Source organism: Variovorax sp. 10N432, from assembly GCF_056394465.1.
In genome coordinates, this window is the sequence record NZ_JBFTHX010000007.1 from 1 (window position 1) to 19,466 (window position 19,466).

17 protein-coding genes and 1 pseudogene are annotated in these 19,466 nt (G+C 67.3%); 7 read left to right on the top strand and 11 right to left on the bottom strand.

Going from position 1 to position 19,466, the window contains the following annotated elements; translation table 11 throughout:
- A pseudogene (locus tag AC1DF3_RS10340) lies at positions 1 to 582 on the bottom strand (hypothetical protein); the annotation flags it as partial.
- A 146-nt stretch (positions 583 to 728) separates the two neighbouring features.
- On the opposite strand from AC1DF3_RS10340, the gene AC1DF3_RS10345 reads away from it, so the two are divergent.
- The 5 genes from AC1DF3_RS10345 to AC1DF3_RS10365 are packed head-to-tail and all read left to right on the top strand — an operon-like array spanning position 729 to position 6,240.
- On the top strand, positions 729 to 2,249 hold the full coding sequence (locus AC1DF3_RS10345; RefSeq protein ID WP_478139589.1) for a 3-hydroxyacyl-CoA dehydrogenase: 1,521 nt from the start codon (positions 729 to 731) through the stop codon (positions 2,247 to 2,249).
- Positions 2,250 to 2,259: 10 nt separating this feature from the next.
- Positions 2,260 to 3,039: an oxepin-CoA hydrolase, alternative type gene (locus AC1DF3_RS10350; RefSeq protein ID WP_286531738.1), complete on the top strand. Its 780-nt coding sequence runs from the start codon at positions 2,260 to 2,262 to the stop codon at positions 3,037 to 3,039.
- A gap of 55 nt (positions 3,040 to 3,094) precedes the next feature.
- Positions 3,095 to 3,817, top strand: a complete 723-nt coding sequence (locus tag AC1DF3_RS10355; protein WP_286367633.1) for a Crp/Fnr family transcriptional regulator — start codon at positions 3,095 to 3,097, stop codon at positions 3,815 to 3,817.
- A gap of 13 nt (positions 3,818 to 3,830) precedes the next feature.
- Positions 3,831 to 4,919 carry a phosphotransferase gene (locus tag AC1DF3_RS10360; RefSeq protein ID WP_478139590.1) on the top strand — a complete coding sequence of 363 codons (1,089 nt, stop codon included), beginning with the start codon at positions 3,831 to 3,833 and terminating at the stop codon, positions 4,917 to 4,919.
- A gap of 46 nt (positions 4,920 to 4,965) precedes the next feature.
- Positions 4,966 to 6,240, top strand: coding sequence for an acyl-CoA dehydrogenase family protein (locus AC1DF3_RS10365; protein ID WP_478139591.1), 1,275 nt, complete (start codon positions 4,966 to 4,968; stop codon positions 6,238 to 6,240).
- A gap of 52 nt (positions 6,241 to 6,292) precedes the next feature.
- Here AC1DF3_RS10365 and AC1DF3_RS10370 read toward each other — a convergent pair whose 3' ends face one another.
- The 5 genes from AC1DF3_RS10370 to AC1DF3_RS10390 form a co-directional block, all read right to left on the bottom strand.
- Positions 6,293 to 6,787 carry a GNAT family N-acetyltransferase gene (locus AC1DF3_RS10370; RefSeq protein ID WP_286531734.1) on the bottom strand — a complete coding sequence of 165 codons (495 nt, stop codon included), beginning with the start codon at positions 6,785 to 6,787 and terminating at the stop codon, positions 6,293 to 6,295.
- A gap of 9 nt (positions 6,788 to 6,796) precedes the next feature.
- Positions 6,797 to 8,131 (bottom strand): phosphoglucosamine mutase, encoded by a 1,335-nt coding sequence (gene glmM / locus AC1DF3_RS10375; protein WP_286531733.1) that lies wholly within the window; start codon positions 8,129 to 8,131, stop codon positions 6,797 to 6,799.
- A complete protein-coding gene (folP, locus tag AC1DF3_RS10380) occupies positions 8,128 to 8,988 on the bottom strand; it encodes a dihydropteroate synthase (protein ID WP_478139592.1) in 861 nt (286 codons plus the stop codon). The genes glmM and folP overlap by 4 nt, the downstream gene beginning before the upstream one ends.
- Positions 8,989 to 9,049: 61 nt before the next feature.
- On the bottom strand, positions 9,050 to 10,969 hold the full coding sequence (ftsH, locus tag AC1DF3_RS10385; RefSeq protein ID WP_286522341.1) for an ATP-dependent zinc metalloprotease FtsH: 1,920 nt from the start codon (positions 10,967 to 10,969) through the stop codon (positions 9,050 to 9,052).
- Positions 10,970 to 11,119: 150 nt separating this feature from the next.
- Positions 11,120 to 11,788, bottom strand: coding sequence for an RlmE family RNA methyltransferase (locus tag AC1DF3_RS10390; RefSeq protein WP_286522342.1), 669 nt, complete (start codon positions 11,786 to 11,788; stop codon positions 11,120 to 11,122).
- A 20-nt stretch (positions 11,789 to 11,808) separates the two neighbouring features.
- Between AC1DF3_RS10390 and AC1DF3_RS10395 the strand changes: the two genes are divergently transcribed.
- Both AC1DF3_RS10395 and AC1DF3_RS10400 read left to right on the top strand, forming a co-directional pair.
- The gene (locus AC1DF3_RS10395) at positions 11,809 to 12,288 is read left to right on the top strand and encodes a YhbY family RNA-binding protein (RefSeq protein ID WP_286531729.1); all 480 of its coding nucleotides are present in this window, start codon (positions 11,809 to 11,811) and stop codon (positions 12,286 to 12,288) included.
- 2 nt (positions 12,289 to 12,290) lie between these two features.
- Positions 12,291 to 13,061 carry a glycosyltransferase gene (locus AC1DF3_RS10400; RefSeq protein WP_286531728.1) on the top strand — a complete coding sequence of 257 codons (771 nt, stop codon included), beginning with the start codon at positions 12,291 to 12,293 and terminating at the stop codon, positions 13,059 to 13,061.
- Here AC1DF3_RS10400 and AC1DF3_RS10405 read toward each other — a convergent pair whose 3' ends face one another.
- The 5 genes from AC1DF3_RS10405 to carA form a co-directional block, all read right to left on the bottom strand.
- A complete protein-coding gene (locus AC1DF3_RS10405) occupies positions 13,062 to 13,475 on the bottom strand; it encodes a DUF4149 domain-containing protein (protein WP_478139593.1) in 414 nt (137 codons plus the stop codon). It lies immediately after the preceding gene.
- A gap of 20 nt (positions 13,476 to 13,495) precedes the next feature.
- The gene (greA, locus tag AC1DF3_RS10410) at positions 13,496 to 13,972 is read right to left on the bottom strand and encodes a transcription elongation factor GreA (protein ID WP_478139594.1); all 477 of its coding nucleotides are present in this window, start codon (positions 13,970 to 13,972) and stop codon (positions 13,496 to 13,498) included.
- A gap of 64 nt (positions 13,973 to 14,036) precedes the next feature.
- On the bottom strand, positions 14,037 to 14,906 hold the full coding sequence (locus AC1DF3_RS10415; RefSeq protein WP_478139595.1) for a Kdo hydroxylase family protein: 870 nt from the start codon (positions 14,904 to 14,906) through the stop codon (positions 14,037 to 14,039).
- Between the two features lie 59 nt (positions 14,907 to 14,965).
- A complete protein-coding gene (carB, locus tag AC1DF3_RS10420; RefSeq protein ID WP_286531724.1) occupies positions 14,966 to 18,187 on the bottom strand; it encodes a carbamoyl-phosphate synthase large subunit in 3,222 nt (1,073 codons plus the stop codon).
- Complete coding sequence (gene carA, locus AC1DF3_RS10425) at positions 18,180 to 19,364, bottom strand: glutamine-hydrolyzing carbamoyl-phosphate synthase small subunit (RefSeq protein WP_286531723.1); 1,185 nt, start codon at positions 19,362 to 19,364, stop codon at positions 18,180 to 18,182. The genes carB and carA overlap by 8 nt, the downstream gene beginning before the upstream one ends.
- Positions 19,365 to 19,466 lie beyond the last annotated feature (102 nt).

Genomic DNA, 19,466 nt, shown 5'->3' on the forward strand with positions numbered 1-19,466 from the left:
CGCAGGCACCGCGGCTGCCGTGCGCCTTGCCGCGGCCGCGGCTTCGGCGGCGGGCGTGCGCCGCGGCCGCGGCGGCACATCCTCGGCCGCGACCGGAGCCCGTGGCGGCGGCGGGCTGCTGCGACGCGGGGCGGGCGGCGGGCTGATGCCCTCCGGCCCGGACACGCCGCCATCGCCGGCGGTGCTGCGGGGCACAGCCCGCGCCACGGGCCGCGGCAGCGGCGCGGACTCGGGGAACTGGCGCATCGGCGCCGCCGCCACCGCAGGCAAGGCGGCATCGACCGGCACATCGGCCAGCAGCACGTAGTTGCGCGTGGACTTCAGATCGCAGCCGGCACGCACGTTCAGCGTCACCACCGGCTCCTCGATCGGCACGGTGGAGCGCACGCGCATGCGGGTGCCCCCGGCGCCTTGCTCGAACGATACTGTCACTCGCCGGTCGGGCATCGGGCTGTCGCCCTGCAGCACTTCGGCCTCGAGGCAGAGCGACCCGCCCGCCTCGGCGCCATCGAGTGACAGCGGGATCGCCACGTCCATCGGCTTGCCGATCCAGACAGCCCCTTGGGGCCGACCGATCGTCAAGGCGTAAGAATCAAGGGCAAAGCCGACAATGAGCAGGCTCGCCGCGAGGCGTGGGAATTGCAAAATGGGCAGCAAATAGCAATCGAAAGTTGACACATTCTGACACGAGGGTCAGGACCGATGAACCAGAGAGAGACAATTATCAAATGACCGTGAACTTTTCCAACGTCGGCGTCATCGGCGCCGGCGCCATGGGCCGAGGCATCGCCCAGATCGCGGCGCAAGCCGGAAGCCAGGTGCTTCTGCTCGACAGTTTCGACGGCGCGGCGGCGCGCGGCCGGGAGGCCCTCCTCGCCCAGTGGCAGAAGCTACACGAAAAAGGCAAGCTCGACGCGGCCGAGCGCGACGCCCTGGGCGCCCGCGTGCAGGCGGTCGATTCGGTCCAGGCGCTGGCGGGCTGCGACCTGGTGATCGAAGCCATCGTCGAGGACCTGGAAGTCAAGCGCCAGCTGTTCCGCGAACTCGAGGCGGCGGTCTCCGCATCGGCGACGCTCGCCACCAATACCTCGTCGCTGTCGGTGACCGCGATCGCCACCGTGCTGAAGCAGCCGGGACGGATGGCCGGCTTCCACTTCTTCAACCCGGTCCCGCTGATGAAGGTGGTCGAAGTCGTGGCCGGCTTCAAGACCGAGCCCGAGGTCTGCACCCGGTTGGCCGGCTATGCGGCGCAGATGGGCCACAGCGCGGTCCAGGCCAATGACACGCCCGGCTTCATCGTCAACCATGCCGGTCGCGGCTACGGCACCGAGGCGCTGCGCATCGCCAGCGAGGGCGTGGCCGACTTCGCGACCATCGACCGCATCCTCAAGGACCAGGCCGGCTTCAGGCTCGGCCCCTTCGAACTGCTCGACCTGACCGGGCTCGACGTCTCGCACCCGGTGATGGAATCGATCTACCGCCAGTACTACGAGGAGCCGCGCTACCGGCCGAGCCCGATCGCCGCGCAGCGGGTGGCTGCAGGCGCCCTGGGACGCAAGACGGGCGCCGGCTTCTACCGCTATCCGGAAGGCAACCAGGAGCCGGTGCCAGAGCCGCCGTCGCCGAAGGTCGACGCCCTGCCGCCGGTCTGGGTGTCGCCGCGCGCGGCCCGCCGTCCCGAACTGCTGCGCCTGGTGCATGCGTTGGGCGCGCAGCTCGAGAGCGGCGCCGCACCCTCCGCCGCGGCGCTGATCCTGGTCGCGCCGCTCGGCTTCGACGTCACCACGGTGGCCGCGGTCGAACGGCTCGACGCCACCCGCACCATCGGCATCGACCTCATGGTGGACGATGCCGCCACCAAGCGCCGCGTGCTGGCGACGAACCCGGCGACCCGGCGCGACATGCGCGACGCCGCCCATGCGCTGTTCGCGAGCGACGGCAAGGCCGTCAGCGTGATCCGCGACAGCGGCGGCTTCGTCACCCAGCGCGTGGTGGCGACCATCGTCAACATCGCCTCCGACATGTGCCAGCAGGGCGTCTGCTCGCCGGCCGATCTCGACCTGGCGGTGCGCCTCGGCCTCGGCTATCCGCAGGGCCCGCTGGCGATGGGCGACCTGTACGGCCCGACCAACATGCTCGAAGTCCTGTTCAACCTGCAGACCGTCTACGGCGATCCGCGCTACCGCCCGAGCCCCTGGCTGCGCCGCCGCGGCGCCCTCGGCCTGAGCCTCACCCATCCCGAAGAGTAAACACACCGCCATGACCGCAGAACTGAAGAGCACCAGCGAAGGGGGCACCATGGTGCTGACCCTCTCCAACCCCTCGATGCGCAACGCACTGGGCCCCGAGATGTACGCCGCCGGCGTCGAGGCGCTGAACGGCGCCGAAAGCAGCCAGGAGATCAAGAGCGTCGTGATCGTCGGCGAAGGCAAGTGGTTCTGCGCCGGCGGCTCGCTGCAGCGTCTGTCGGCCAACCGCGAGCGCGAGCCCTCGGTGCAGGCCGAGAGCATCGAGGCCCTGCATGCCTGGATCGACACGATCCGCACCTTCCCGAAGCCGGTCATCGCGGCGGTCGAGGGCGCGGCGGCCGGCGCCGGCTTTTCGTTGGCAATGGCCTGCGACTTCGTGGTGTCGGCGCGCGATGCGGTGTTCGCCGCGTCGTACAGCAACGTCGGCCTGTCACCGGACGGCGGCCTGAGCTGGCACCTGGCCCGGGCGCTGCCGCGCCAGCTGGCGAGCGAATGGCTGATGCAGGGCGAGCGGCTGGAACCGGCGCGCCTGCATGAACTCGGGCTGGTCAACCAGCTGACCGAGAACGGCCAGGCGCTCGCTGCCGCGTTGGCGCTGGCCGCCAAGCTCAATGCGCGGGCGCCGAACGTGCTCGCCAGCATCAAGGAACTGCTCAGCGACGCGCGCGGCGCGACCTTGGTGTCGCAGCTGGCCCAGGAACGCGATCACTTCGTGCGCAACCTGCACCATGCCAACGCCGGCATCGGCATCGCCGCCTTCCTCGCCAAGGAAACGCCGCGCTACCAATGAGCGCCGGTCGCTCGCGCGACAACCCCTTGCCTTTCAGTCACCGACAGGACAGTCCATGGACGACCCCATTCTTACCATCGAAGAACGCGAGGCGATCAACAGTGGTCGCTGGTTCTCATCCCTCTCACCTTCTCTTCGCCACGACATCCTCCGATGTGCTTTCGTCAAACGCTACAAGGACGGCGAGCTGATCGCCGCTCGCGGCGATCCGCCCGAACAGTGGATCGCCTGCGCGAAGGGCGCGGTGCGCGTGAGCTCGACGGCGGTGTCCGGCAAACAGGTCACGCTGACCTATGTCGAGCCGGGCATCTGGTTCGGCGACGTGGCGATCTTCGACGGCGACCGGCGCACCCACGATGCCTATGCGCACGGCGACTCGACCATCCTGTGCGTGGCGCGAGCCGACTTCCAGAAGATCCTGTCGAACCACGTCGAACTCTACGAAGCGCTGATGCGGCTGCAGGCGAGGCGCATCCGGCAGCTGTTCGGACTGGTCGAGGATCTCAACACCCTGCCCCTGCGGGCGCGGCTGGCCAAGCAGCTGATTCACCTGGTGCGCAGCTACGGGGTGCCCAACCTGGCGGACGGCAGCCAGATGCGCATCGGCCTGCACCTGGCACAGGAAGAACTCGCCCAGCTGCTCGGCGCCTCGCGCCAGCGCGTCAACCAGGAACTGAAGGCGATGGAGCGCGAGGAAGCGATCCGCATCGAATCGGGCGGCCTGGTGGTGCTCGACCGCGCCGCACTCATGCGGATCTCCGAAGCCGACGACCAGTGAACAAAGAAGAGACATGACCCAGGACTTCGACAATTTCGTCGGCACGCGTGCCGTCTCGCAACAGCATCAGGTCGACATCGGCGCCCTGACCGCCTGGCTCGAAAAGAACCTCGACGGCTTCAAGGGCCCGCTGACGGTCGAAATGTTCAAGGGCGGGCAATCGAACCCGACCTACAAGCTGGTCACGCCGGCGCAAAGCTACGTGATGCGCGCCAAGCCCGGCCCGGTGGCGAAGCTGCTGCCTTCGGCCCACGCGGTCGAGCGCGAGTTCAAGGTCATGAGCGGGCTGGCCGGTACCGACGTGCCGGTGCCGCGGATGTACTGCCTGTGCGAGGACGAGTCCATCATCGGGCGCGCCTTCTACGTGATGGAGTTCATGGCCGGCCGGGTGCTCTGGGACCAGTCGCTGCCCGGCATGGACAACGCGACCCGTTCTGCCATCTACGACGAAATGAACCGGGTCATCGCGGCCCTGCACACGGTCAGGTTCGCCGATCGCGGACTGGCCGACTATGGCAAGCCCGGCAACTATTTCGAGCGCCAGATCGGCCGCTGGAGCAAGCAGTACGTGGCCTCGGTGACGCAGCCGATCCCCGAGATGGACCGCCTGATGGAATGGCTGCCGGCCCACATTCCGGCCAGCGCCCGCGACGAATCGATGACGTCGATCGTGCACGGCGACTTCCGCCTCGACAACCTGATGTTTCATGCCACCGAGCCGCGCGCCATCGCCGTGCTCGACTGGGAACTGTCGACGCTGGGCCATCCGCTCGCCGACTTCAGCTACCACTGCATGGCCTGGCACATCCCGCACGCGATGTCGCGCGGGGTCGGCGGCCTCGACCTGCAAAGCCTCGGCATCCCGACCGAAAGCGAATACATCCGCCGCTACTGCGACCGCACCGGGGTCACGACGCCCGAGGCACTGGCGCCGGACTGGAACTTCTACCTCGCCTACAACATGTTCCGCATCGCCGCGATCCTGCAAGGGATCGCCAAGCGGGTCGAGGCCGGCACCGCATCGAGCGAACAAGCCGTGGCCTCGGGCCGCGGCGCCCGGCCGATGGCCGAGATGGCCTGGCAGTTCGCCAAGAAAGCATGACCGGCGCGGCAGCGGCCGCCTGAACGATTACCCACCTGGAGACGACATGGACTTCGAATACTCGGCCAAGACCAAAGAGCTGCAAGAGCGCGTGAGCGCTTTCATGGATGCGCACATCTATCCCGCCGAGGCCGCGTACTCGGCCGAGTTGGCCGCCAACACCGCGGCCGGCAAGCGCTGGAGCGCGCTCGAAACCGTCGAGAAGGTCAAGGCCAAGGCCAAGGCCCAGGGTCTCTGGAATCTGTTCCTGCCGGTCGACAGCGCCGCTGCCTCGGGCTACTCCGGCGCCGGCCTGACCAACCAGGAATACGCGCCGCTGGCCGAGATCATGGGGCGGGTGCCATGGGCCAGCGAAGCCTTCAACTGCTCGGCACCCGACACCGGCAACATGGAAACCATCGCCCGCTACGGCTCCGAAGAGATCAAGGCGCGCTGGCTCAAGCCGCTGCTCGAGGGCGAGATCCGCTCGGCCTTCGCGATGACCGAACCCGACGTGGCGTCCAGCGACGCCACCAACATCTCGACCCGCATCGAGCGCCAGGGCGACGAGTACGTCATCAACGGCCGCAAGTGGTGGATCTCCGGCGCCGCCGACCCGCGCTGCAAGGTCTTCATCACCATGGGCAAGTCGGAACCCGATGCGCCCAGGCATTCGCAGCAGAGCATGGTGATCGTGCCGGCCGACGCCAAGGGCATCAAGATCATCCGCCCGCTCAACGTGATGGGCTATGACGACGCACCGCACGGCCACGTCGAGATGGTGTTCGAGAACGTSCGCGTGCCGGTCGGCAACATYCTGCTCGGCGARGGCCGCGGCTTCGAGATCGCCCAGGGCCGCCTSGGCCCRGGACGCATCCACCAYTGCATGCGCCTGATCGGCCTGGCCGAGCGCGCGCTCGAGCTGATGTGCAAGCGCGCCACCTCGCGCGTGGCCTTCGGCAAGACCGTCGCCTCGCAGACCGTGACGCAGGAACGAATCGCCGAGGCGCGCTGCAAGATCGACATGGCGCGCCTGCTGACGCTCAAGGCCGCCTGGCTGATGGACGTCGCCGGCAACAAGGTCGCGAAGACCGAGATCGCGATGATCAAGGTGGTGGCGCCGAACATGGCCTGCCAGGTGATCGACTGGGCCATGCAGGTGCACGGCGGCGGCGGCATGTGCGACGACTTCCCGCTGGCCTACGCCTACGCAGGCGCCCGCACCCTGCGCTTCGCCGACGGCCCGGACGAAGTGCACCGCAACGCGATCGCCAAGTGGGAACTGGGCAAGTACGCGCCGGCCAAGCCGGGCGACGATGCGATGCCCGTGACCCGCTTCTGATCGCTTCTAGCCGAATCGAGCCGCCGCGCGCCCTGGGGTGCCGGCGGCTTTTTTACAGTTTCTTCTGGAGGAAGAGCGCGCTCCCGTAGGCGGGATCGAGCTGGTAGCTGCCGAAGCCCTCGCGCTCGTAGGCGCGCAGCGCGCTGCGGTTGCCCGACAGCACCTCGAGCGTGAGCTTGCAGGCGCCGCGCGCCACCGCCTCGGCCTCGACCAGCGCCAGCATGCGCTGCGCCAGCCGTTGGCCGCGATGGCTGGCCAGCACGACCACGTCGTGCACATTGACCAGCGGCCGGCAGGCGAAGGTCGAGAAGCCTTCGATGCAATTGATCAGGCCGACCGGCTGCTCACCGGCCCAGGCGAGCACGCTGAAGGCCTGCGGCCTCGCCGCCAGCGCCGCCGGCAGCCCGGCGAGCACCTCCGCGGCCAGCGGCGTGCCTCCACCCGCGGGATCGCGCGCGTAGGCGTCCAGCAGCGACACGAGTGCCTGCGCATGTGCAGGATCCCGATAGTCGGCCATGGCAACTTCGATCACAGCGGTGGCACTCATGGCACTGCGTCAGGCGAGGCTCAGCGTCTCGGCGATGCTGCGCGCGCAGCGCTCGGCCTGCGCCGCATCGCGCGCTTCGACCATCACGCGCAGCAGCGGCTCGGTGCCGCTGGCACGGATCAGCACCCGCCCGCTGTCGCCGAGCTCCCGCTCGACACGTTCGCTCTCGGCCGCCAGCGCCGCATTCGACTTCCAGTCCTGCCCTTCCGCCAGCCGCACATTGACGAGGGTCTGCGGGAACAAGCTCACGCCGGCCAGCAATTCGCCCACGCTACGGCCGCTGCGCACGCAGGCCTGCAGCACCTGGAGCGCGCTCACGATGCCGTCGCCGGTGGTGTGGCGGTCGAGCGCCAGCAAGTGGCCCGAGCCCTCGCCGCCGAGCAGCCAGCGGCGCTTTTCGAGCTCTTCGAGCACATAGCGGTCGCCGACCTTGGCCCGCACGAATTCGATGCCCTGCCGCTTCAGCGCCACCTCGACCGCCTTGTTGGTCATCAACGTCCCGACCACGCCGGCCGGCTTGTCGCCGCGCGCGATGCGCTCCATGACCATCAGGTAGAGCAGTTCGTCGCCGTTGAAGAGGCGCCCGTCGGCATCCACCAGCTGCAGCCGGTCGGCATCGCCGTCGAGCGCGATGCCGTAGTGCGCGCCCTGCGCCCGAACGGCATCGATCAGGGCCTGCGGATGGGTGGCGCCGAAACCCTTGTTGATGTTGAGGCCGTCGGGCGCGCAGCCAATGCTGATGACGTCCGCACCGAGTTCGTGGAAGACCTGCGGCGCCACCTGGTAGGCGGCCCCGTGCGCGGCATCGACCACCAGCTTCATGCCGCGCAAGGTCAGGTCGTTGGCGAAGGTGCTCTTGCAGAATTCGGTGTAGCGGCCCGGTGCATCGTTGAGGCGGCGCGCCTTGCCGAGCTGGGCCGAATCCGCCCACACCGGCGCTTCTTCGAGCGCCGCTTCGACCGCCAGCTCCCATTCGTCGCTGAGCTTGGTCCCCTGGGCGCTGAAGAACTTGATGCCGTTGTCGGGAAAGGCGTTGTGGCTGGCGCTGATCACCACGCCCAGGCTGGCGCGCTGGGCACGCGTCAGGTAGGCCACGCCGGGCGTCGGCAGCGGGCCGAGCAGGACGACGTCGACACCGGCCGAATTGAAGCCGGATTCGAGCGCGGATTCGAGCATGTAGCCCGAGATGCGGGTGTCCTTGCCGATCAGCACGGTCGGCCGCGACTCGGTCTTCTTGAGCACCCGGCCGACCGCATGGGCGAGCCGCAACACGAAGTCGGGGGTGATCGGGGGCTGGCCGACCGTGCCGCGAATGCCGTCGGTGCCGAAGTATTGTCTTGTCATGGGTTCGTTTCCTGTTCTTGTTCTTGCTCGGCCATCGCCCGCCACACGGCGAGTGCGGCCACGGTCTCGCGCACATCATGCACGCGCACGATCGCCGCGCCGCGATCGACCGCCAGCACGGCCGCGGCCACGCTCGGGACCGTGCGCTCGCCGGCCTCCGCGATGCCGGTGACGCTGCCGATCGAGGACTTGCGCGACCAGCCGGCCAGCAGCGGCCAGCCCGCCGCGAGCAGTTCGCGCTGGCGCGCCAGCAGCGAGAAGTTCTGCGCCACGGTCTTGCCGAAGCCGATGCCCGGGTCGAGCACGATGCGCGACGCCTCGACCCCCAGCCCGGCCAGCGCCCGTGCCTGCCGCTCGAGAAAGCCGCGCACCTCGGGCACCACGTCGCCGTCCATCGGCGCCGCCTGCATCGTCTGGGGATCGCGGTGCATGTGCATCAGGCAAATCCCGCAAGCCGGGTGCGCCGCCACCGCCTGCATCGCCCCAGGCTGTCGCAGCGCCCAGATGTCGTTCACGATGTCGGCGCCCAGGTCCAGCACGGCGCGCATCACCTCGGGCTTGTAGGTGTCGACGGACACCGGCACCTGCAGTTTCACGGCCTCCCGCACCACCGGAAGCACCCGCGCGAGTTCGACCTCCAGCGGCACCGCCGGGCTGCCGGGGCGAGTGGATTCGCCGCCGATGTCCAGGATGTCGGCGCCCTCCTCGATCAGCTGGACGCAATGCCGCAGCGCGGCTTCGCTCGATGCGTGCGCGCCGCCATCGGAAAACGAGTCGGGCGTGACGTTGACGATGCCCATGACCTGGGGACGCGCCAGGTCGATGGCGAAGCGCGTCGTGCGCCAGACCGTCGTCATGCGCGCAAGGACCCAAAGAAAAACGGGGCCCGAGGCCCCGTGATCTGCGAAAGCGTCATGCTCAGGCGGCGGTCGGTGCCGGGTCGGGATTGACCGCCGGGGTGCCGCCGCTGCCGCCGCCGCTGTTCGACGGCGGGATGCGCGGCGTCCAGTCCTTGGGCGGGCGCGGCGCGCGGCCGGCCATGATGTCGTCGAGCTGCTCGGTGTCGATGGTTTCCCATTCGAGCAGGGCCTTGGCCATGGCGTGCATCTTGTCGCTGTTCTCCTCGATCAGGCGGCGCGCCAGGGCGTACTGCTCGTCGATGATGCGGCGCACTTCGGCGTCGACCTTCTGCATGGTCGACTCGCTCATGTTGGTGGTCTTGGTGACCGAACGGCCCAGGAACACCTCGCCCTCGTTCTCGGCGTAGACCATCGGTCCCAGCGATTCGGTCATGCCGTAGCGCATCACCATGTCGCGGGCGATCTGGGTCGCGCGCTCGAAGTCGTTGCTGGCGCCGGTGGTCATCTGGTGCATGAACACTTCTTCGGCGATACGGCCGCCGAACAGCATGCTGATCTGGTTCAGCATGTACTCGCGGTCGTAGCTGTAGCGGTCTTGCGCCGGCAGGCTCATGGTCACGCCGAGCGCGCGGCCGCGCGGAATGATCGTGACCTTGTGGACCGGGTCGCACTTGGGCAGCAGCTTGCCGATCAGCGCGTGGCCGGACTCGTGGTAGGCCGTGTTGCGGCGCTCTTCCTCGGGCATCACCATGCTCTTGCGCTCGGGGCCCATGAAGATCTTGTCCTTGGCCTTCTCGAAGTCCTGCATCTCGACCACGCGCGCATTGCGGCGAGCGGCCATCAATGCGGCCTCGTTGCACAGGTTGGCCAGGTCGGCGCCCGACATGCCGGGCGTACCGCGGGCGATGATGCTCGGGTTGACGTCCTGGCCCAGCGGCACCTTGCGCATGTGGACGTTGAGGATCTGCTCCCGGCCGCGGATGTCCGGCAGCGTGACATAGACCTGGCGGTCGAAACGGCCCGGACGCAGCAAGGCGGCATCGAGGATGTCGGGACGGTTGGTCGCCGCCACCACGATCACGCCGAGGTTGGTCTCGAAGCCGTCCATCTCGACCAGCATCTGGTTCAGGGTCTGTTCGCGCTCGTCGTTGCCGCCACCCAGGCCGGCACCGCGCTGGCGGCCGACGGCGTCGATTTCGTCGATGAAGATGATGCAGGGCGCGTTCTTCTTGGCGTTCTCGAACATGTCGCGCACGCGGGCCGCGCCCACGCCGACGAACATCTCGACGAAGTCGGAACCCGAGATCGAGAAGAACGGAACCTTGGCCTCGCCGGCGATGCTCTTGGCCAGCAGGGTCTTGCCGGTGCCCGGAGGGCCGACCAGCAGCAGGCCGCGCGGAATGCGGCCGCCGAGCTTCTGGAAGCGGGCCGGGTCCTTCAGGAAGTCGACCACTTCCTTGACTTCTTCCTTGGCCTCGTCGCAGCCCGCGACGTCGGCGAATGTGACCTGGTTGGTGTTCTCGTCGAGCATGCGGGCCTTGCTCTTGCCGAAGCTGAAGGCGCCGCCCTTGCCGCCGCCCTGCATCTGTCGCATGAAGTAGACCCAGACGCCGATCAGCAGCAGCATCGGGCCCCAGCTGACCAGCAGGGTCATGAGCAGCGAGCCCTCTTCGCGCGGCTTGACGTCGAACTTGACGTTGTTGGCGATCAGGTCGCCGACCAGGCCGCGGTCGAGGTAGGTGGCGGTGGTGCGGATCTTCCGGTCGTCATTGGTGATGGCGACGATCTCGCTGCCTCCCTGGCCTTCCTGGATGGTGGCGCTCTTGATGCGGTTGCCGCGAACTTCCTCGAGGAAGTCGCTGTAGCCGATGTTGCCTGCGCCGGCTGCGCCGCGGGTGTCGAACTGCTTGAACACAGTGAACAGCACCATCGCGATGACGAGCCAAACGGCAACTTTGGAAAACCACTGATTGTTCAAACGAAACTCCAGTCGGGGGCGCGCAAAAAATTAGGGAACAGAAAAAGCGCACTGTCTGCGGCAATTGGTGCCCATTTTAGGCTTTTCAACCTGCGAAAACCCGTAAATTCCCTAGAGCAGCCATAGGGCACAAGCGGTTTTTGGCACGTATCAATTGGTATCCGGCCGCTTGAGTCCGATGCCGACCATGAAGGTTTCCGAGGATTTGTCCCGCGAAGCCTTGGGTTTCATGGGTTTCACGGTCCGGAAGTTGTCCTTGAACAGGCGGGTCAGCTCGGCGTAGCCGCTGCCGTGGAACAGCTTGGCGACCAGCGCGCCCTCGGGCTTCATGTGCTGGCGGGCGAACTCGATGGCCAGCTCGATCAGGTGGGCGATGCGGGCAGTGTCGGCCGAGGCGATGCCCGACAGGTTGGGCGCCATGTCGGACACCACCACGTCGGCCAGCCGGCCGTCCATGGCGATCGCCAGCCGGGCCAGCACCTCGTCCTCCCGGAAGTCGCCCTGCAGGAAGGTCACGCCCTCGATCGGCTCCATGGGCAGGATGTCGAGCGCGATGATGGTGCCGGCCAGCTCGCCCGAGGCCGCGCCCGCAGGGGACATCCGGCGCCGGACGTACTGGCTCCAGGCGCCCGGCGTCGAGCCCAGATCGACCACCAGCTGGCCGGGCTTGATCAGGCCCAGCGTCTCGTCGATCTCCTTGAGCTTGTACGCGGCGCGGGCCCGGTAGCCCTCCCGGTTGGCCAGTTTCACGTAGGGATCGTTGAGGTGATCGTGCAGCCAGGCCTTGTTCAGCTTCTTCGTTTTCGGTTTGGGATTCATTGACACTCGATAATACGGGGATGCCCGCCATTCAACTTACCCCTGCGCAGCGCAAGGTGCACCGCTCCGAAGCGCACCATCTGGACCCGATCGTCATGATCGGCGGCGACGGGCTCACCCCCGCCGTCCTGAAGGAAGCCGACGCCGCGCTCAAGGCCCATGGCCTGATCAAGGTGCGCGTCTTCTCCGACGACCGCGCGGCGCGCGAAGCCATGCTCCAGACCCTGTCCGACCAGTTGGACGCCGCGCCGATCCAGCACATCGGCAAGCTGCTGGTGCTGTGGCGGCCGATCCCCGAAAAGGAACGCACGATCGACGAAGACCGGATGCCCGGCCCGCGCGACGTCAAGATCATCAAATACAGCAAGCGCGCCGGCCAGCGGCCCGAGATCAAGACCCTGCGGGTGCTCGGCAACCAGCGCCTGACCCCCGGCGGCACGATCAAGCGCGCCAAGGCCAAGCGGCCGCTGTCGGCCAAGAAGCGGAACCAGGCAGACTGAGGATGCCGAGCGAGACTGCGGGCAAGCCCCCGCGCCAACGGCACGTCCTGTGCATGAAATGGGGCACCAAGTACGGGCCCGACTACGTCAACCGCCTGTATGCGATGGTGCGGCGCCACCTGACGGGCGACTTCAGCTTCGTCTGCCTGACCGACGATGCCAAGGGCATCCGCAGCGAGGTGCAGTGCTTTCCGATCCCGCCGCTCGACCTCGAACTGGCACCGGGCCAGCCCGACCGGGCCTGGAAGAAGCTGACCACCTTCGAGGCCGACCTGTACGGGCTGCGCGGCACCGCCCTGTTCGTCGACCTCGACGTCGTCGTGGTCGGCAGCCTGGATGCCTTCTTCGAGCAGCCGGGCGAGTTCCTGATCATCCACGACTACGAGCGCCCCTGGCGGCGCCGGCGCATCACCGGGAACTCCTCAGTGTACCGCTTCGAGCTGGGTGCACATCCCGACGTGCTGGCGAACTTCCGCCAGAACATGGATGCGGTGCAGACCGAATATCGCAACGAGCAGGCCTACCTGTCGGACTTCATGCACCGCCAAGGCAAGCTCGCCTACTGGCCCGAAGCGTGGTGCCCGAGCTTCAAGTACCACGGGATCCCGACCTGGCCGACCAACTACTGGCGCGAACCCTTCGTGCCCGAAGGCGCCCGGATCATGGTGTTTCACGGCGAATGCAATCCGCCCGACGCGCTGGCCGGACGGCGCAACCGGCGCTTCCGGTTCATCCGGCCGGCGCGCTGGATCACCAGCTTCTGGAAGGCCTGATCAGGCCGCCCTGCGCCCCATGCGCCAGAGCACGACAGCTGCGCAGAGCCATTGACCCAGGTACATGGCGCTGCCCAGCGCGTGCCAGAGTTTGAGGTTCTCGCGCGCCAGGATCCGCGGGGCGACCGCGTACTGCTGCAGCAAGGCCAGCAGCAAGCCGGTGATCACCCAGCCGGTGATGGTCCGCGCGGCGGCATCCATCCGTTCGCCGGCCTGGGCCCGGAAATGCACCAGCAGCACCAGGCCGCAGGCCAGGGCGACCCAGGTCTGGGCCGCGAACAGCTGGCCCGCCATGTTGCCGGCCACGGCCGGACTGCCGAGGCGGGCGAACAGCATCGGCACCACCAGGAAGCCGATCGTCGACAGGCTGCCCCACCAGAAGGCGGCGACCAGCAGGGCGATGCGGTCTTTCATGCGCGGGCGGCCGACGCCGCTCAGAGGTAGCTGACGGCGACGATCTCGTAGCGCTTGATGCCGCCAGGGRCCTGCACCTCGGCGGTGTCGCCCTCTTCCTTGCCGATCAGCGCCCGCGCGATCGGGCTGGAGACGTTGATCAGCCCGAGCTTGAGGTCGGCCTCGTCCTCGCCGACGATCTGGTACTTGAGCGCCTCGCCGGTCTTCTCGTCCTCGAGTTCGACCGTCGAGCCGAAGACCACCTTGCCGCCAGCATCGAGCGCGGTCGGATCGATGACCTGGGCCGCCGACAGCTTGCCCTCGATGTCCTGGATCCGGCCCTCGATGAAGCCCTGGCGGTCCTTGGCGGCCTCGTATTCGGCGTTTTCGCTCAGGTCGCCCTGGGCCCGGGCCTCGGCGATCGAGTTGATGACCCACGGACGGTCGACCGTCTTGAGCCGTTGCAGTTCTTCGCGCAGCTTCTCGGCGCCGCGTTTCGTGATCGGGATGGTGGCCATTTCGTTGCTCCAGAAAGCGAAACCGCCGAACGCTGCCGTTCGGCGGTCGATGGGAGAAAAAAGTTCAGACGAGCGTGCGTCCGGTCAGCCGGCTCAGGATCGCGAGCGGGCTGGAATCAGGATTGTATTGCCTTGCGGCGGGCAGATGCAGGGTCTGCTCGAGCATGTACTGGCCCGACATCACGGCATGCGAGGTCTGGTCCGAAAAACAGACCCACACCGATCCGGCCGGAAACGGCACGGTCTGCTGCTCGCACTTTTCCTGGTAGTCCAGGTCGGACTTCATGCCGTCGTGCAGCTGCAGCATCAGGTGGTCGTACTCGCTGCGCAGCGACTTGGTCACGCGCAGCGCGCGCAGCAGCTTTGCCTGCCAGCGCGAATAGGGCTTGGCACGCGGCAGGAAGCGCGCGGCGACCGCCTCGAACGGCTCGCCGACTCGCCAGACCCGCGGCGCCCCCTGCGGATTGACGTTGGTGAAGACACGCAGGATGCGCTCGCCGTAGTTGGGGCGCGACGGAAACGAATCCACGTGCAGGCGGCGATCGTCGGCGCGCCACGACTGCACGCGCGTCTCGACCTGCGCCGGCCGGTAGCTGGTCGGCGCCAGGCGCAGGGCCGGCACGTAGTGCGGCAGCAGGCCGTGGATCAAGGCCTGCGCCTGGGTCCGGAAGCGCCCGACCATGGCGGCCACCGCCTGTTGCCGCGCCTCGTCGCCGGCCACGCCCTTGATCCGGCCGTTGGCGTCCAGGCTGATGTTGCGCACGTCGGGCGACAGCACGGCGGGCGACAGCAGCGCCTGCTCTTCGGGTTGCAACCGGAAACCGAGCTGCGGAAAGTACAGCACCTTGCCGGCCTCGAGCGCCGCGATCCACGCCTCGTTCGGCGTGGCCGCGTTCCAGTCGCTCAGCGCGAGCTCGACGAGTTGGTTCTCCATGCAAAAGTCTCCTTCGACCTTATTCTGCGGCCATCCCGCCGGCAAGACCTTGCGCTCGATCAGGCCAGCTGCGCGTGCATTTCCTGGATCGAAATGACGCCCAGCTCGTCCATGTGCTGCATCCCTTCGACCGCCGCTTCGGCGCCGAAGATCGTGGTGAAGGTGGTCACGCGGGCCAGCAGCGCCGAGGTGCGGATCTGGCGCGAATCGGCGATCGCGTTGCGGCGCTCTTCGACCGTGTTGATGACCAGCGCAATCTCGTTGTTCTTGATCATGTCGACGATGTGGGGGCGGCCTTCGGTCACCTTGTTGACCACCGCGCAGGCGATGCCCGCGGCGTTGATCGCCGCCGCCGTGCCCTTGGTCGCGATCAGCTCGAAGCCCAGCTTGGCCAGGCCGCGTGCGACCTCGACGGCACGTGCCTTGTCGTTGTTCTTGACCGACACGAACACCTTGCCCGACTTGGGCAGGATGGTGCCGGCGCCGATCTGCGACTTCACGAAGGCCTCGCCGAAGGTCTTGCCCACGCCCATCACTTCGCCGGTGGACTTCATCTCGGGGCCGAGGATGGTGTCGACGCCCGGGAACTTGACGAACGGGAACACGGCCTCCTTGACGCTGAAGTACGGCGGCGTGACTTCCTTGGTGACACCCTGCGACTTCAGCGACTGGCCGGCCATGCAGCGCGCCGCGACCTTGGCCAGCTGGATGCCGGTCGCCTTGCTCACGTAGGGCACGGTGCGCGAAGCGCGCGGATTGACCTCGAGGACGTAGATCACGTCCTGGCCGTCCTTTTCCTGGATCGCGAACTGGACGTTCATGAGCCCGACCACGTTCAGCGCCTTGGCCATCGCGGCGCTCTGGCGCTTGAGCTCGGCCACGGTCTCGGCCTTCAGGCTGTAGGGCGGCAGCGAACAGGCGGAATCGCCCGAGTGGACGCCGGCCTGCTCGATGTGCTCCATCACGCCGCCAATCAGGGTCGTGCCTTCGGCATCGCGCAGGCAGTCGACGTCGCATTCGACCGCGTCGTTGAGGAAGCGGTCGAGCAGCACCGGCGAATCGTTGCTGACCTTGACCGCCTCGCGCATGTAGCGCTCGAGGTCGCGCTGCTCGTGGACGATCTCCATCGCGCGGCCGCCGAGCACGTAGCTCGGGCGCACCACCAGCGGATAGCCCAGCGCCGCGGCCTTCTCGAGCGCTTCCGGTTCGGTGCGCGCGGTGGCGTTCGGCGGCTGGCGCAGGCCGAGCTCGTGCAGCAGCTTCTGGAAGCGCTCGCGGTCTTCGGCGGCGTCGATCATGTCGGGGCTGGTGCCGATGATCGGCACGCCGTTGGCTTCCAGGTCGAGCGCGAGCTTGAGCGGGGTCTGGCCGCCGTACTGCACGATCACGCCGGTCGGCTTTTCCTTGTCGACGATCTCCAGCACGTCCTCGAGCGTCAGCGGCTCGAAGTAGAGCCGGTCGCTGGTGTCGTAGTCGGTCGAGACAGTCTCGGGGTTGCAGTTGACCATGATGGTCTCGTAGCCGTCCTCGCGCATCGCCAGCGCCGCATGCACGCAGCAGTAGTCGAACTCGATGCCCTGGCCGATGCGGTTCGGGCCGCCGCCGAGCACCATGATCTTCTTCTTGTCGGTGGGCGCGGCCTCGCACTCGTCCTCGTAGGTCGAGTACATGTAGGCGGTGTTGGTCGCGAACTCGGCCGCGCAGGTGTCGACCCGCTTGTAGACCGGGCGCACGCCGAGCGCGCGGCGTTTCTCGCGGACCGCGGTGTCGGTGGTCTTCAGCTGGCGCGCCAGGCGGCGGTCGGAGAAGCCCTTCTTCTTGAGCGCGAGCAGGGTCGCCTTGTCGATGTCGGCCAGCGACTTGGTTTCGAGTTCGAGCTCGATCTTCACGATCTCCTCGATCTGCACCAGGAACCAGGGGTCGATCTTGGTGAGCGCGAACACCTCGTCGACGCTCAGGCCCATCGCGAAGGCGTCGCCGACGTACCAGATGCGGTCGGGGCCGGGCTCGCCGAGTTCCTTCTCGAGCACTTCGCGGTCTTGCGTCTTCTCGTTCAGGCCGTCGACGCCGACTTCGAGTCCGCGCAGGGCCTTCTGGAAGGATTCCTGGAAGGTGCGGCCCATCGCCATCACCTCGCCGACCGACTTCATCTGGGTCGTCAGGCGCGAATCGGCCTGCGGGAATTTCTCGAAGGCGAAGCGCGGGATCTTGGTGACGACGTAATCGATGCTGGGCTCGAAGCTGGCCGGCGTGGCGCCGCCCGTGATTTCGTTGCGCAGCTCGTCGAGCGTGTAGCCGACGGCCAGCTTGGCCGCGACCTTGGCGATCGGGAAGCCGGTCGCCTTGGAGGCCAGCGCGGACGAACGCGAGACGCGGGGGTTCATCTCGATGACGACCATCCGGCCGTCCTTCGGGTTGATCGAGAACTGCACGTTCGAGCCGCCGGTGTCGACGCCGATCTCTCGCAGGACCGCCAGCGAGGCGTTGCGGAGAATCTGGTATTCCTTGTCGGACAGAGTCTGGGCCGGCGCCACGGTGATCGAGTCGCCGGTGTGCACGCCCATCGGGTCGAGGTTCTCGATCGAGCAGACGATGATGCAGTTGTCGGCCTTGTCGCGCACGACCTCCATCTCGTACTCTTTCCAGCCGAGCAGCGACTCTTCGATCAGCAGCTCATTGGTGGGCGAGGCTTCGAGGCCGCGCTTGCAGATGATCTCGAACTCTTCGGGGTTGTAGGCGATGCCGCCGCCGGTGCCGCCGAGCGTGAAGCTGGGGCGGATCACGGTCGGGAAGCCAACGCTCTTCTGGACGGCCCAGGCCTCGTCCATCGAGTGCGCGATGCCCGAACGGGCCGAACCGAGACCGATCTTGGTCATCGCGTCCTTGAACTTCAGCCGGTCCTCGGCCTTGTCGATGGCCTCGGGCGTGGCGCCGATCAGCTCGACCTTGTACTTGTCGAGCACGCCGTTGCGCCACAGGTCGAGCGCGCAGTTGAGCGCGGTCTGGCCGCCCATGGTCGGCAGGATCGCGTCGGGACGCTCCTTGGCGATGATCTTCTCGACCGTCTGCCAGCTGATCGGCTCGATGTAGATGACGTCGGCCGTGGCCGGGTCGGTCATGATCGTCGCCGGGTTGCTGTTGATCAGGATGACCTTGTAGCCCTCCTCGCGCAGCGCCTTGCAGGCTTGCACGCCGGAGTAGTCGAATTCGCAGGCCTGGCCGATGATGATCGGGCCGGCGCCGATGATGAGGATGCTCTTCAGGTCTGTGCGCTTAGGCATTCTTCTGTCCTTCTTTGTGACTTTGCATGAGTGCCGTGAAGCGGTCGAACAGGTAGCCGATGTCATGCGGGCCGGGCGAGGCCTCGGGGTGGCCCTGGAAGCAGAAGGCCGGGCGGTCGGTGCGCGCCAGGCCCTGCAGCGTGTTGTCGAACAGGCTGATGTGGGTCGGACGCAGGTTGGACGGCAGGGTCTTCTCGTCGACCGCGAAGCCGTGGTTCTGGCTGGTGATGCTGACGCGGCCGTTGTCCAGGTCCTTCACGGGATGGTTGGCGCCATGGTGGCCGAACTTCATCTTGAAGGTCTTGGCACCCGAGGCCAGCGCCATGATCTGGTGGCCCAGGCAGATGCCGAAGGTCGGGATGCCGGTCTCGATAAGTTCCTTGACCGCCGAGATCGCGTAGTCGCAGGGCTCCGGGTCGCCCGGGCCGTTGGCCAGGAAGATGCCGTCGGGGCGCAGCTTGAGCACGTCGGCCGCGGGGGTCTGGGCCGGCACCACGGTGATGCGCGCGCCGCGCTGCGCGATCATGCGCAGGATGTTCTTCTTGACGCCGTAGTCGAAGGCCACGACGTGGAACTTGGGCGTGATCTGCACGCCGTAGCCCGAGCCCAGCTTCCACTCGGTCTGAGTCCACTCGTAGGTTTCCTTGACCGACACCACTTTGGCGAGGTCGAGGCCGGCCATGCTCGGCGCGGCCTTGGCGGCGGCCACGGCCTTGTCGATCAAGGCCTGCGTGACCTGCTCGCCTTCGGCCAGCCCCAGGATGCAGCCGTTCTGGGCCCCGTTCGTGCGCAGGTGGCGGGTCAGCTTGCGGGTGTCGATGTCAGCGATGGCGACCGTCTTGCCGCGCACCAGGTAGTCGCTCAGCGTCGCGGTCTTGCGGAAGTTGGACGCGACCAGCGGCAGGTCCTTGATGATCAGGCCGGCGGCATGGATCTTGTCGGACTCGATGTCTTCCTCGTTGACGCCGTAGTTGCCGATGTGCGGATACGTGAGGGTCACGATCTGCTGGCAATAGCTCGGGTCGGTCAGGATTTCCTGGTAACCGGTCATGGCGGTGTTGAACACCACTTCGCCGGTCGTGGCGCCGGTGGCGCCGATCGAGTTGCCGAGAAAGACCGTGCCGTCTGCAAGCGCCAGGATGGCGGGCGGGAATTTTCCCTTGAGAGACAAAAGCACTGGGATCTCCGGATGGATGACGCCCAAAGCGAACCCAAGAAAGACTTTGGGCTGCGACCTTCGTCGAGGAGTTGGCTTGCGTGCGCTGTGGGCGGGGTGTGA

Bases quoted from the DNA above. Each gene is read 5' to 3' on its own strand.
- AC1DF3_RS10345 (WP_478139589.1), top strand. From the start codon at position 729: ATGACCGTGAACTTTTCCAACGTCGGCGTCATCGGCGCCGGCGCCATG.
- AC1DF3_RS10355 (WP_286367633.1), top strand. From the start codon at position 3,095: ATGGACGACCCCATTCTTACCATCGAAGAACGCGAGGCGATCAACAGT.
- AC1DF3_RS10370 (WP_286531734.1), bottom strand. From the start codon at position 6,787: ATGAGTGCCACCGCTGTGATCGAAGTTGCCATGGCCGACTATCGGGAT.
- AC1DF3_RS10395 (WP_286531729.1), top strand. From the start codon at position 11,809: ATGCCCGCCATTCAACTTACCCCTGCGCAGCGCAAGGTGCACCGCTCC.
- AC1DF3_RS10405 (WP_478139593.1), bottom strand. From the start codon at position 13,475: ATGAAAGACCGCATCGCCCTGCTGGTCGCCGCCTTCTGGTGGGGCAGC.
- glmM (WP_286531733.1), bottom strand. From the start codon at position 8,131: ATGACAAGACAATACTTCGGCACCGACGGCATTCGCGGCACGGTCGGC.
- folP (WP_478139592.1), bottom strand. From the start codon at position 8,988: ATGACGACGGTCTGGCGCACGACGCGCTTCGCCATCGACCTGGCGCGT.
- AC1DF3_RS10415 (WP_478139595.1), bottom strand. From the start codon at position 14,906: ATGGAGAACCAACTCGTCGAGCTCGCGCTGAGCGACTGGAACGCGGCC.
- carB (WP_286531724.1), bottom strand. From the start codon at position 18,187: ATGCCTAAGCGCACAGACCTGAAGAGCATCCTCATCATCGGCGCCGGC.
- AC1DF3_RS10360 (WP_478139590.1), top strand. From the start codon at position 3,831: ATGACCCAGGACTTCGACAATTTCGTCGGCACGCGTGCCGTCTCGCAA.
- AC1DF3_RS10400 (WP_286531728.1), top strand. From the start codon at position 12,291: ATGCCGAGCGAGACTGCGGGCAAGCCCCCGCGCCAACGGCACGTCCTG.
- AC1DF3_RS10390 (WP_286522342.1), bottom strand. From the start codon at position 11,788: ATGAATCCCAAACCGAAAACGAAGAAGCTGAACAAGGCCTGGCTGCAC.
- AC1DF3_RS10350 (WP_286531738.1), top strand. From the start codon at position 2,260: ATGACCGCAGAACTGAAGAGCACCAGCGAAGGGGGCACCATGGTGCTG.